Below are 12873 nucleotides of genomic sequence, written 5' to 3' on the forward strand. Positions count from 1 at the left end.
GAAGAGGACCAAGACATGCCGGGGGATAACCCGCCTTGCGCGGGACAGGCCGTTTCCGGCGGCCATAACGATTCGATCACGGGCTCCGCTGCCAGAGGCGGCAGCCTTCTATGGCGCGCCGGCAGCCGTGTCGGTGTGCTGCTTGCTTCTTCCGCGCTGGTTGGTCCGCTGCTTGGCTTTACTGCACATGCCCAAACCCGCGTGGCGCAAAAGGCCGGGCTGTCGGTCAGCACGGTCGAGGTCATGCAACTCGCCATGTTCGTCGGCGTCATGGGGGCGGCATTGCTGTCGGCCATCTTTCTGATCCGCGAACGGGCGCGCACCGCGGCGGAAAATGCCGAGCTCAGGACCCGCATCGCCGACGTCAATGCCGCGCTGCAGCGCTCGGAGGCGCTGCTCCATTCTCGCGATCAGCGCGTGGTGGTATGGGCGGCCGAGAACAAGAAGCCCGAACTTGTCGGGACATTGCCGATCGAGAGCGGCGCGCCGGAGGACCGGGCGGCCTTCCTGGCTTTCGGCCGCTGGCTGATGCCGCGTTCGGCGGCCGCACTCGAACATGCCGTAGCGGCACTGCGGGACAAGGCAAAGCCGTTCGATCTGGTCATCGAATCGCAGGCCGGCCAGCCGCTCGAGGTTCACGGCCGCAAGAGTGCGGCGCATGTGCTGGTTCGCTTCGTCTCGCTTTCGGAGACACAGCGAAGCCAGGCCAGGCTGAAGATCGAGAACCAACGCTTAGCCGCCGACCATGAGACGCTGATCGGTCTTCTGGATGCGCTCAAGATGCCGTCATGGCTGCGTACTGTCGACGGGCGGCTGAAATGGGTCAACCGCGCCTATGCCGAAGCGGTCGAGGCCGAGAATGCCGAAGCGGCGGTCCGCGATGGCAAGGAATTCCTCGGCGGCCAGGCGCGCGACACGATCGCTGCGCAGCACAAGTCGCGCGCGGTCTTTGAACAGACGCTCTCCACGGTCATCGAAGGCGACCGCCGTATGTTTGCCGTGACCGATTTTGCCGGGGCGGATGGTTCGGCTGGTCTTGCCTGCGACATCAGCGCTATCGAGGCCATTCGCGCCGAATATGAGCGGACCATGCAGAGCCACGCCGACACGCTCGATCAGCTCAACACCGCCGTGGCGATTTTCGACACCGACGAGAAATTGCGGTTTTTCAATCAGGCGTTCCAGAAGCTATGGGGCCTCGACAGCGGCTTCCTGCACAGCGCGCCGGACAACGCCTTGCTGCTTGACCGCCTGCGCAGCGAAGGCAGGATCGCCGAGCAGCCCGAATGGCGGCGCTGGAAAGAGAGCCTGCTCGGCGCTTACCGCGCGGTTGAATCGCAGGAGCATTGGTGGCATCTGCCGGACGGCAAGACCATTCGCGTCGTCGCCAATCCGCAGCCCAAGGGCGGCGTCACCTGGGTGTTCGAGAACCTGACCGAGAAGATGGACCTTGAAAGCCGCTACCAGACCGCCGTCCGGGTCCAGGGCGAGACGCTCGACAACCTCGCCGAAGGCGTCGCTGTGTTCGGCCCCGACGGCAAGCTGAGATTGTCGAACCCGGCGTTCGCGGCATTGTGGGGGCTGGATGCCGATGCCTCAAAACCCAACGTCCATGTCTCGACGATCCGCAACCTTTGCGACCGCCGTGCCGTCGACAGTCCGTGGGGCGGGTTCGTTGCCGCCATCACCGGCTTCGACGACGAGCGCCGCGACCGCCACGGCCAAACCGAATTGAACAACGGCACCGTTTTGCGCTACGCCGTCATCCCTTTGCCCAACGGCCAGGTGATGATGACCTTCGTCGACGTTACCGACAGCGTCAATGTCGAGCGGGCGCTGAAGGACAAGAATGAGGCGTTGCAAAAGTCCGACCAGATCAAGAACGAATTCGTGCAGCACGTCTCCTATGAGCTGCGCTCGCCACTCACCAACATCATCGGCTTTACCGAGCTTCTTTCACTGCCGTCGACTGGTCCGCTGAACCAGAAGCAACGCGAATATATCGGGCATGTCGGCTCGTCTTCCTCGGTCCTGCTCACCATCGTCAACGACATCCTCGACCTGGCGACGGTGGATGCCGGCATCATGGAACTCGACATTTCCGAAGTTCACATCGATCGAACCATTACGGCTGCCGCCGAACTGGTCGCCGACCGGCTGGAGGAACATGCGATCAAGCTTAGGATCGACGCGGCGGCCGCGCCGAAAACCTTCCACGGCGACGAGATCCGCGTCCGCCAGATCCTCTACAATCTGCTCAGCAATGCCGCCAATTACGCGCCGGAGGCGAGCACCATAACGCTCGCCTGCCGCCAACTTGCCGACGGCGTGGAATTTTCCGTTCACGATGACGGCCCCGGCATGCCGCCGGACCTGCTTGACTCAGTGTTCCGGCGCTTCGAGCCGCGCACCAATGGCGGCCGCCGCCGTGGCGCCGGGCTCGGCCTGTCGATCGTCAAGAGCTTTGTCGAACTGCATGGCGGCAGCGTCCGCATCGAGACCGGCAGGGATAAGGGCACCACGGTTGTTTGCGCCTTTCCCGACACGCCGTCCGGCATCCGCGCGGCGGCCGAGTAGCGCGTTCGATGGCGGTATTGGTGCTGGAGCGTTTTCTCGCCGACGAGGCTGCGACGGCAAGGTTCGGCGAGGATCTCGCCATGTCGCTGCGCATTGGCGACGTGCTCGCCCTCAAGGGCGATCTCGGCGCCGGCAAATCGACCTTGGCACGGGCGCTGATCAAGGCACTGGCCGACGATGCCGGACTCGACGTGCCGAGCCCGACCTTCACGCTGGTCCAGAGCTACGACACGCGTGTGCCGGTTCATCATTTCGATCTCTACCGCTTGGGCACGGCATCCGAGCTGGACGAGCTGGGCTTCGACGAGGCGCTGACGCAAGGCGCCGCGCTGGTCGAATGGCCGGAGCGGGCAGAGGCATATCTGCCGAAAACCTCGGTGCTGGTCGAACTTCTCCAGCAGGGCGACGGCCGACTGGCGAGACTATCGGGAGAGGGCGCCGCCTTCGAGCGCGCGGCGCGATCGCTGGCAATGCGCGATTTTCTCGGGCAGGCCGGTTGGGGCGAAGCGCAGCGACGACATTTCATCGGTGATGCCTCGGCTCGCTCCTACGAGATCGTCACGCTCGCCAGATTTCCGCCGCGGGTGCTGATGAACTCGCCAAGGCTGGTGCTCGGACCGCCAGTCCGCGACGGCAAACCCTATGCCGAGATCGCTCACACCGCGCAATCCGTTTCGGCGTTCGTCGCCATCGACCGGGCCTTGCGGGCCGGCGGCGTCAGCGTCCCGGAAATCTATGCCCAGGATCTCGACCAGGGTTTTCTCCTGCTGGAGCATCTCGGTTCCCAAGGGTTTCTCGACAAGCGCGGCCAGCCGGTGGCCGAGCGCTACGCTGCGGCGGCCGAACTGCTTGCCATGATGCACGGCAAAACATGGCCGGCCCGCATGCAGGCCGGCCCCGGCGTCTTCCATGAGGTGCCGCCTTTCGACCGCGACGCCATGATGATCGAGGCCGAATTGTTGGTCGACTGGTATGTCCCGGCGATATCAGGCGCTCCGCCTAGAGAGGCGCTGCGCGCCGGTTACCGCAGCGAATGGAGTGCGGTGCTCGATCGGCTGGAGGGGCGCGAATACACGCTGATGCTGCGCGATTTCCATTCACCCAACCTGATCTGGCGCGCTGACCGTTCCGGTCACGATCGCCTCGGCGTCGTCGATGTCCAGGACGCGCTGATCGGGCCGTCCGCCTACGACGTCGCCTCGCTCGCCATGGACGCGCGCGTCACTATCTCACCCGAAATCGAAAAGCACACGCTCGCCGCCTACATCGCCGCGCGACGCGCTGCCGGTGCCTTCGATGAGAACGAATTCCGCGAAACCTATGCAATCATGGCCGCACAGCGCAATTCCAAGATCCTCGGCATCTTCGTGCGGCTCGAAAAACGCGACGGCAAGCCTTATTATCTGAAGCATCTGCCGCGCATCCGCGACTATCTTCGCCGGGCACTGGCGCATCCGGCGCTGGCCGGGCTGCAGGATTTCTACATCGCCCACGGCTTGCTGGAGGAACGCTCGATTTGACGGCTAAGGATTTGGGCCCGAAGGCGTCGGATGAGCAGCCGATGCCGACGACCGCCATGGTGCTCGCCGCCGGGCTCGGCAAGCGCATGCGGCCGATCACCGACACCATGCCGAAGCCGCTGGTCAAGGTCGCCGGCAAGACATTGCTCGACTGGGGGCTGGACTGCCTAGCCGAAGCCGGCGTCGCCAAGGCCGTCGTCAACGTCCATTACCTCCCGCAACAGATCGTGGACCATGTAGCCCGCCGCAGTGCGCCGAGAATCGTCATCTCGGATGAGAGTAGGGGCTTGCTTGACTCCGCCGGTGGTATCGTCAAGGCATTGCCCAGTTTAGGGGTGCCCTTCTACGTGCTCAACGCCGACACCTTCTGGATCGACAGCGGCGTCTCCAATCTCAGGCGTCTTGCGCTTGCATGGGAGGGCGCGACAATGGACATTCTGCTGATGCTTGCGGATCTCCAGTCGGCAACCGGACATAGCGGCGGCACCGATTTCCTGGTGGCGCCGGACGGCGCCTTGCGGCGTGCGAACAACGATCCCGCCGGTCTGATCTATGCCGGCGCCGCAATCGCCCATCCGCGCCTTTTCAAGGACGCTCCGACCGGGCCGCACTCGCTCAATGCCTATTTCGATGCGGCCATCGCTACTGGGCGCCTGTTCGGCATGAAAATGCAGGGTCACTGGATTACTGTCGGCACGCCCGACGCCATTCCGCTTGCGGAAGCGGCCGTCGCCGCCGCGCTTGCCGGCACGCCCAATGCTGTTGCTGAGGCACCCGGCGCTTTTACCGAGGCGAAATGAGCGGCTCCCGCCGCGTTTTCTCGATCCCGCCCGGAGCGCCGTTCCTGCCGACGCTGGCCGAGGCGCTGCTTGCGGGGCGCTTGGTTCCCGGCTTCGCCTATGACGGCGATCCGCTGGCGCTGGCCGATCTCACCATCTATGTGCCGACGCGCCGTGCGGCGCGGGCGCTTCGCGGCGTCTTCGTCGATGCTCTCTCGCGCTCGGGAAGCCGCTCGGCGATCCTGCCGGTCATCCGCCCGCTTGGTGAGTTCGATGAAGATGAAGCCGCCTTCGAGGCAGGAGCTTCGGTCGCCATCGACCTTGCGCCGCCGATCGCCGCGGTCGAGCGTCTTCTGCTGCTTGCGCCGCTGGTGCGGGCGTGGAAACGCCGCCTGCCGGCACATGTCGCGGCATTGTTCGACGAGGAGATCGTCATACCGGCCTCCGCCGCCGACGCCATCTGGCTGGCGCGCGACCTTGCACGCCTGATGGATGAGATCGACACCGAAGGCACGGATTGGGCAAGGCTCGCCGACCTTGTAACCGGCAATCTTGCAGGCTGGTGGCAGGTGACACTCGACTTCCTGACCATCGTGACGGAGAACTGGCCGAACCTGCTCGAGGAACGCCATCGTTCCAATCAGGCCGCGCATCGTAATGCCCTGATAAGGCTGGAGGCGGCGCGGCTGAAGCGTAATCCGCCAGCCGGACCGGTGATCGCCGCCGGTTCCACCGGCTCCATTCCCGCCACGGCCGAGCTGCTTGCCGTGATCGCCGGTCTGCCCAATGGCGCCGTTGTGCTGCCCGGGCTCGACCGGGCGTTGGACGAGCCGTCCTTTGCCGCGATCACCACACCGGGCGCGCGCCCAGCCGTGCTTGGCCACCCGCAATACGGCCTGGCAAAGTTGATCGGCAAGATCGGCGTGCCGCGCGCCGATGTCGAGGAGATTGCTGTTGCGCCGCGACCGCTTGCGCTGCGCGCCGCACTTGTCGGCGAAGCGCTGCGCCCGGCGGAGACCACCGAGCTCTGGGCCGAGACGCGCGCCCGCTTTAGGGCCGGCGATATTGCCGAGGCCTTCGCCGATGTGACGCTTCTCGAAGCCGCCAGCGAACGCGACGAAGCCGTGGCGATCGCCGTCGCGCTCAAACAGGCCGTCGAACGGCCCGGCCAGCGCGCCGCACTCGTCACCGGCGACCGCGCTCTGGCGCGGCGGGTCTCAGTCGAGCTGCTGCGCTTCGGCGTTGCCGCCGACGATTCCGGCGGCACGCCGCTGATCAACACACCAGCCGCCAGCCTGCTCAGGCTGGCGCTGCAGGCAGCCTTCCGCCCGGGCGACCCCGTCGCCCTGCTGTCGCTGCTCAAGCATCCCCTGCTTGGCCTCGGCCTGGAGCGGGCAAGCGTGCGCTATGCGGCCGAAATCGTCGAACTCGTGGGGCTGCGCGGCGGCACAGGGCGTCCGGACGTGGCGTCGCTGCCGCAGCTCTTCGACACCCGGCTCCTCGAATTCGACGGCGGCGGCAATCGCCGTCCACCCTTCTGGTGGCCGCGGCTTTCGGTCAGGCGCATCGAACAGGCGCGCGACCTGCTGATCCGGCTAACGGCCGCGCTGGCGCCGCTGGTTGCTTTTCGCGGCGACGAGAATGCCGATCTTGCCACCCTTGTGCGCGCCAGCGTCGTTGCGCTCGAAAGTCTCGGCCGCGCCGCTGATGGCAGCCTGAGCGAACTCTATGCGGGCGATGCCGGCGAAAAGCTCGCCGAGCTCTTGCGCGGGCTGGTCGCGGCCTCGGTGTCGTTCTCCTTCGCCGCTGACGAATGGCCTGACGTGATGGAGGCGCTGATCGCGCCCGAGACGGTCAAGCCGGCGCAGGGCAGCGACAGGAACATCGCCATCTGGGGTGTGCTGGAAGCGCGGCTTCAGGATGTCGACACGCTGGTCGTCGGCGGGCTCAACGAAGGCGTGTGGCCGCGCAAGCCGGAGAGCGACCGCTTCATGTCGCGGCTGATGAAGACCGGCATCGATCTTGAACCGCCCGAGCGGCGCATCGGCCTTGCCGCCCATGATTTCCAGATGGCCATGGGCGCCAAAAAAGTGGTGCTGGCTCGCTCCGGCCGCTCCGGCGACGCACCGTCGGTACCTTCGCGCTGGCTGCAGCGCATCCTTACATTCGTCGGCGAGGACCACGCTGCTGCACTTCGCCGGCGCGGCGACGAACTGCTTGCCTGGGCGCGTGCGCTCGATGCCGGCGAAAAGCAGGACTTTGCGACGAGGCCGCAGCCGAAACCGCCGCTCGCCGCGCGGCCGCACCACTTCTCGGTCACCGAGATCGAAACGCTACGCCGCGATCCCTATGCGGTCTATGCCAGAAGGATACTCGGCCTGATGCCGCTCGATCCGGTCATTCGCGATCCGGGCGCCGCCGAGCGTGGCACGCTGTTTCACGCCATTCTGCACCTCTTCTCGGCGAGGGTGGCCGACCCGCGCGCGCCGGAGGCGCTGGACGGGCTCATCGCCGCAGGCCGCTCCTGCTTTGCCGAGGCGGCCCTGCCGGCCGATGTCGAGGCGGTGTGGTGGCCGCGTTTTGAAAAGCTTGCCGCCGGCATCATCGAATGGGAGCGCGGCCGGGCCGCCGCCGTGGCACGGCGGCACGCCGAGGAACGCGCCGAAAAGACCGGTGTCGGCCGATCCGGCGTGACCCTGTCCGGCTACGCTGATCGAATCGATCTGCTGGCTGGCGGCATGGCCGACATCCTCGACTACAAGACCGGCTCCTCGCCATCCAAAGCGCAGGCGCACACGCTGCTCGCGCCGCAACTGGCGCTGGAGGGCGCGCTGCTGCGTCGCGGCGCCTTCAAGGAGCTTGGCGCCTGTGAGCCGTCGCAACTGGCTTTCTTGCGGCTGAGGCCGAATGGCGAGGTGTTCGAAGAATCGATCCTCGAATACAACCGCAAGCCGCGAACCGCCGCCGATCTCGCCGAAGAGGCCTGGGCGAGGTTGGAAAAGCTGCTGATCCACTATGCCGACCCGACGACCGGGTATTTGTCGCGGGCGTTGCCGTTCCGCGAGGGTGAGACCGACGGCGATTACGACCATCTCGCCCGCGTGCTCGAATGGTCGGCCGGCGGCGATGCCGACGACGAGGGAGGGGAGGCATGAAAAAGGCCTATCCCATTCCAAGCGACACTGTCGCCAGTCAGGCAAGCGCCTCCGATCCGCGCAATTCCGCATGGGTGTCGGCCAATGCCGGATCCGGCAAGACCCATGTACTCGCCCAGCGCGTTATCCGGCTGTTGCTGCGCGGCACCGATCCGTCCAAGATCCTGTGCCTGACCTATACGCGTGCCGCCGCCGCCAACATGTCGAACCGGGTGTTTTCGACCCTGTCGCAATGGACGGCCCTGGGCGATGCCGAGCTCTCGACACGGATAGAGGCGCTGGACGGCCGCCAGCCCGACCGCGAAACCATGCGCCGGGCGCGGCGGTTGTTTGCCGAGGCTCTGGAAACACCGGGCGGGCTGAAGATCCAGACCATCCACGCCTTCTGCGAATCGGTGCTGCATCAGTTCCCGCTGGAAGCCAATATCCCTGCGCATTTCGAAATGCTCGATCCGCAAATGGAGGCATCGCTGTTTGCCGCCGCCCGCCGCGACATGATTTCGGGCGGCGTTGCAGGCGATGCGGCATTGTCCGACGCCTTCGCCACCGTGCTGGAGCGCGGCGGCGAGCATGGGCTCGACGCACTGCTGGCCGAGATCGTGCGCAAGCGCGATGGTTTGCGTGCGTTCATCACCGCGGCCGGCGGCGATGGTTTTCAGGCGCTGTTCGACGAGTTCCATTTCCGCGCCGGCCAGACGGCCGAAGGTATAGCCGCCTCGGTCTGGCCGCTGCCCGGCTTCCTGCCGGATTATCTCGTCACCTTTTCACGGGCGGCCGAGGCCGCCGATGCGCGCATCGTGCTGAACAATCTGCTGCCATACGCCCGCCTTGCCTTTGCCGAGGAGGATCCGGTACGTCGCCTGAATTTGCTCTCCAAGGCTTTCCTGAGGGCCGACGGCGAGCCTTACGATCCGGCAAAGACATTTAAAAGGGCATTGCTTGACCGGCTGCCCGATCTTGCCGAACGTTATCTGGCGGCGGTCGACGCCATTCTCGAAATCTCCGACCGGCTGGCCTTGTTCAGGATGCTGGAAGGCACGCGTGCGGCGCTGACCATCGCCGACTGGCTGATCGCCCGTTACGAGCAATTGAAGCGCGCCCGCGGCTTCCTCGACTTTAACGACCTGATCACCCGCACGGTCAACCTTTTGGCACGGCCCGATGCCGGCCCTTGGGTGCAGTACAAGCTCGACCAGGGCATCGACCACATCCTGCTCGACGAGGCGCAGGACACCAGTCCCGACCAGTGGGAGGTGGTCAAGCGGCTGGCAGAGGAGTTCTTTGCCGGGCTCGGCGCACGCGACGCGGTCCACCGCACCATCTTTGCTGTCGGCGACGAAAAGCAGTCGATCTATTCCTTCCAGGGAGCCGCCCCGGATTCCTTTGCCGACAGCCGGCTTTTGTTTGCCGGCAAAGTTAGATCCGCCGCCGCCGCCTTCGCCGATCTCAAGCTGACCTGGTCGTTCCGCTCGACCGAAGATGTTCTTGCCGCCGTCGACCGGGTCTTTGCCGACCCGAACGTGCGGCGCGGCATCAGCCACGATCCTGATCCGCTCGACCACAAGGCGATCCGCACCGATGCGCCGGGTCATGTCGAGGTCTGGCCGTCGATCGGCGCCGACGTCGTCGACGAACCAGACGATTGGACGCAAGCGGTCGACCATGCCCACGCGCCGGCAGTCCGCGTCGCTGAAAACGTCGCCGCAACGATTGCCGGCTGGATCGGCAACGGTGAGGTCATCGAAGGCCGCGGCAAGAAACTCCGCCCCGGCGACGTGCTGGTGCTGGTGCGCAAGCGCGATCGCTTCGTCCATGCGCTGACGCGGGCGCTGAAGCGCCGCGACATTCCGGTGGCCGGCGCCGACCGGCTCAGCCTGCCCGGCCACGTCGCGGTGAAAGACCTGATCGCACTTGGCCATTTTCTCATCCAGCCCGAGGACGATCTGTCGCTGGCCGCCGTGCTGCGCAGCCCGATCTTCGATGTTTCGGAAGAGCAGCTTTTCGCGCTTGCTGCCGAGAGGCCGTCGGGCGTCTCGCTGATCGCCTCGCTGCGCCGGCATGCCGGCGAAAGCGAGGCGTTGGCCGCCGTCGTCAGCCGGCTCGACAAATGGTCGAACGAGGCCGCATTCAAGCCGGTGTTCGAATTCTATGCCGCAGCTCTCGCCCGCGACGGCCTGCGCAAGAAGATGATCGCGCGGCTCGGTCCGGAGGCCGGCGATATCCTCGACGAATTCCTGAATTTCTGCCTGGCCGAGGAGCGAACCGGCCTGCCAGGGCTGGAATCCTTCCTGTCGACGCTGGAAAACGCCGGCCCCGAGATCAAGCGCGAAATGGACCAGACCCGCGACGAGGTTCGCGTCATGACCGTGCATGCCGCCAAAGGCCTGGAAGCGCCGGTGGTATTCCTTGTCGATGGCGGCTCCGCGCCGTTCAGCGACCAGCATCTGCCGAGATTGATGCCGTTCGAAGGCTCGGGCGACTGCTGGGAGGGCAAGGGCTATCTCTGGCGTTCGGCCAGCGATGTCGCCAATGGGTTTTCACGCGCCGCATCGGCCCGCGCCCGCGAGCTCGCCGACGACGAATACCGCCGGCTGCTCTATGTCGGCATGACCCGCGCCGAGGATCGGCTGATCGTCTGCGGCTACCATGGCAAGCGGGCGCCGAATACCGGCACCTGGCATTCGATCGTCAGCCGCGCACTGGTCGGTGCCGCGGAGAGCGAAGAACGCCGGCATCCCGCCACTGGCGAGACCGTGCATCGTTTCCAGGTGACGAAACTGCCGCCCATGCCACTGGCGGCAGTGAATGAGGCACGACAGGCGGAACGCTTTGCACCACTGCCTGAAACCCTGTTCCGGCCTCTGCCGCCCTTCGAGGAATTGCCGCGGCCGCTCTCGCCGTCCGGCGCCTCGGTGCTGATCGACGAGGCGCGGCAAGCGGTGGCCGACACGCGTTCGCCGGTACTGGATGCCGACGCCGAGCCCGGCTTTGCCGTCATGCGCGGTCTGGCGCTGCACAAATTGCTGCAGATGCTGCCCGGCATCGCCGAGGGAAAACGCCGGGATGCCGCCGAACGCTATCTGGCAAGAGCCGGCGCGGAATGGCTCGACGACGAGCACGACAAGGCCTTGGCTGGCGTTTTCAGAATTCTTGCCGACAGCCGCTTCGCGCCGCTGTTTGCGCCAAACTCGCGCGCCGAAGTCGCCATCATGGGCAGCCTGGAGGTAAGGGGCAAACTGCGCTCGATTTCCGGCAAGATCGACCGGCTGGCAGTAACGCCGGACAAGGTTTCGATCGTCGACTACAAGACCAATCGGCCAGCGCCAGCTACGCTCGCCGAAGTGCCGCAAGCCTATGTTCTGCAGCTCGCACTTTATCGCGCGCTGCTTCAGCCGCTCTATCCGGGACGCGAGGTCTCGGCGGCGCTGCTGTTCACCGAGGCGCCGCGGCTGATCGAGCTGCCGGCGGCGGCCTTGGACGATGCGCTTGCTAGACTCACGGGAGCGTGACACAACACTTGCTTGAAGACGGACGCGACCACCACCACATTTGGTGCGACGAACAAATCGAAAGGATCTCAGCATGGCCACCGTCAAGGTCGACAAGAGCAATTTCCAGGCCGACGTGCTCAACGCCAAGGAGCCGGTCGTGGTCGATTTCTGGGCGGAATGGTGCGGCCCGTGCAAGATGATCGCCCCGGCGCTCGAGGACATCGCCATCGAACTCGGCAGTAAGATAAAGATCGCCAAGCTCAACATCGACGAGAATCCTGAGCTGGCCGCGCAGTTCGGCGTACGCTCGATCCCGACGCTGATGATCTTCAAGGGCGGCGAAGTCGCCGACATGAAGGTCGGTGCTGCGCCGAAAACGGCATTGTCGCACTGGATCAACGGCAGCCTCGCCTGATCCGATCAAAATTTTGCAGAAAAGCCCGGCCTCGCGCCGGGCCTTCTTTTGCTGGCGTCATTGGTGGGCCGCTCTGGCACTCGCGGCTTGCCGCCCGGTATTCTTCTCTTCTGAATTCAAAGGAGAAGCGATATGACCGGATCCGCCAAGGCCACCGTCTTCATCGAAAATGAGCGCGTCATCGTCACCGAATACCGCTTCGCCCCGGGAGACAACACCGGCTGGCACCGCCATGGCCACGACTATGTGATCGTGCCGTTGACCGACGGCAAGGTGAAGCTCCTGACCAAGGATGGAGAATCCTTTGCCGAAATGAAGAAGGGCTCGCCGTATTTCCGCAACGAGGGCGTCGAACATGACGTCATCAGCGCAAACGATGGCGAATTCGCCTTCATCGAGGTCGAGCTGAAGTAGTCCACCAACGCATCGGCTGCGCCGCCACAATTGTCCGGCGAGACGCGATCACCAATCCGCGATACGATCGCCGCCGACGAATTGTGCGCTTTTCTCAGTATATTCAAACAGTTCGATCTTCACGCCGTTGGGGTCGCGGATCCAAGCCTGGTAGGTGTCATCGCACGCGCGTTTCTTTGAAGTGACATCAACGCCCTTTGACCTCAGTTGGGCGATCGCGGCATCGATGTTTTCCACTTCGAGGCAGAAGTGGTTGATCTGGTTCCAGTCGCTATAGCTCGCGCCGTCTTTCTGGAACACCTCGACATGGCTGCGGCTGCCGCAATTGAGGTAGAAGCCGAAAATCTTCCCGTCGCGCAGGAAATTGAACTGGGTGTCCATGCCGAGGACGTCCCGATAGAAGCTTCGCGTCATCTCCAGGTCATTCGCGAAAATGCAAACGTGAGCGAGCTGCTTTACCTTGATCATGATTGGCTCCTGGCGGTGGTCTGATAAGTGTGGCGTCACCGTGGCCCGGCTGAA

The 12873-nt window shown here is 64.9% G+C and carries 8 protein-coding genes; 7 read left to right on the plus strand and 1 reads right to left on the minus strand.

Translation table 11 applies throughout. The features are described 5' to 3' along the window. The first annotated feature begins 15 nt into the window (after positions 1-15). From NKI67_RS11035 to NKI67_RS11065, 7 genes are all read left to right on the plus strand, one after another. Complete coding sequence (locus NKI67_RS11035) at positions 16-2577, plus strand: sensor histidine kinase (protein ID WP_023677553.1); 2562 nt, start codon at positions 16-18, stop codon at positions 2575-2577. Positions 2578-2585: 8 nt separating this feature from the next. Then, entirely contained in the window at positions 2586-4097 is a 1512-nt protein-coding gene (tsaE, locus tag NKI67_RS11040) for a tRNA (adenosine(37)-N6)-threonylcarbamoyltransferase complex ATPase subunit type 1 TsaE (RefSeq protein WP_023677554.1), read from the plus strand. A 41-nt stretch (positions 4098-4138) separates the two neighbouring features. Next, positions 4139-4897 (plus strand): nucleotidyltransferase family protein, encoded by a 759-nt coding sequence (locus NKI67_RS11045; protein ID WP_023677555.1) that lies wholly within the window; start codon positions 4139-4141, stop codon positions 4895-4897. Next, positions 4894-8031 carry a double-strand break repair protein AddB gene (gene addB, locus NKI67_RS11050; RefSeq protein WP_023677556.1) on the plus strand — a complete coding sequence of 1046 codons (3138 nt, stop codon included), beginning with the start codon at positions 4894-4896 and terminating at the stop codon, positions 8029-8031. Before NKI67_RS11045 ends, addB begins: the two co-directional genes overlap by 4 nt. Further along, positions 8028-11540: a double-strand break repair helicase AddA gene (addA, locus tag NKI67_RS11055; protein WP_023677557.1), complete on the plus strand. Its 3513-nt coding sequence runs from the start codon at positions 8028-8030 to the stop codon at positions 11538-11540. Before addB ends, addA begins: the two co-directional genes overlap by 4 nt. Before the next feature lie 73 nt (positions 11541-11613). Next, the gene (trxA, locus tag NKI67_RS11060) at positions 11614-11937 is read left to right on the plus strand and encodes a thioredoxin (protein ID WP_023677558.1); all 324 of its coding nucleotides are present in this window, start codon (positions 11614-11616) and stop codon (positions 11935-11937) included. A 132-nt stretch (positions 11938-12069) separates the two neighbouring features. After that, the gene (locus NKI67_RS11065) at positions 12070-12351 is read left to right on the plus strand and encodes a cupin domain-containing protein (protein ID WP_023677559.1); all 282 of its coding nucleotides are present in this window, start codon (positions 12070-12072) and stop codon (positions 12349-12351) included. 48 nt (positions 12352-12399) lie between these two features. On the opposite strand, the gene NKI67_RS11070 is transcribed toward NKI67_RS11065, so the two are convergent. Beyond that, positions 12400-12819 (minus strand): VOC family protein, encoded by a 420-nt coding sequence (locus tag NKI67_RS11070; RefSeq protein ID WP_023677560.1) that lies wholly within the window; start codon positions 12817-12819, stop codon positions 12400-12402. Positions 12820-12873 lie beyond the last annotated feature (54 nt).

The organism is Mesorhizobium sp. M0408 (assembly GCF_040321495.1).
Taxonomy (GTDB): Bacteria; Pseudomonadota; Alphaproteobacteria; order Rhizobiales; family Rhizobiaceae; genus Mesorhizobium.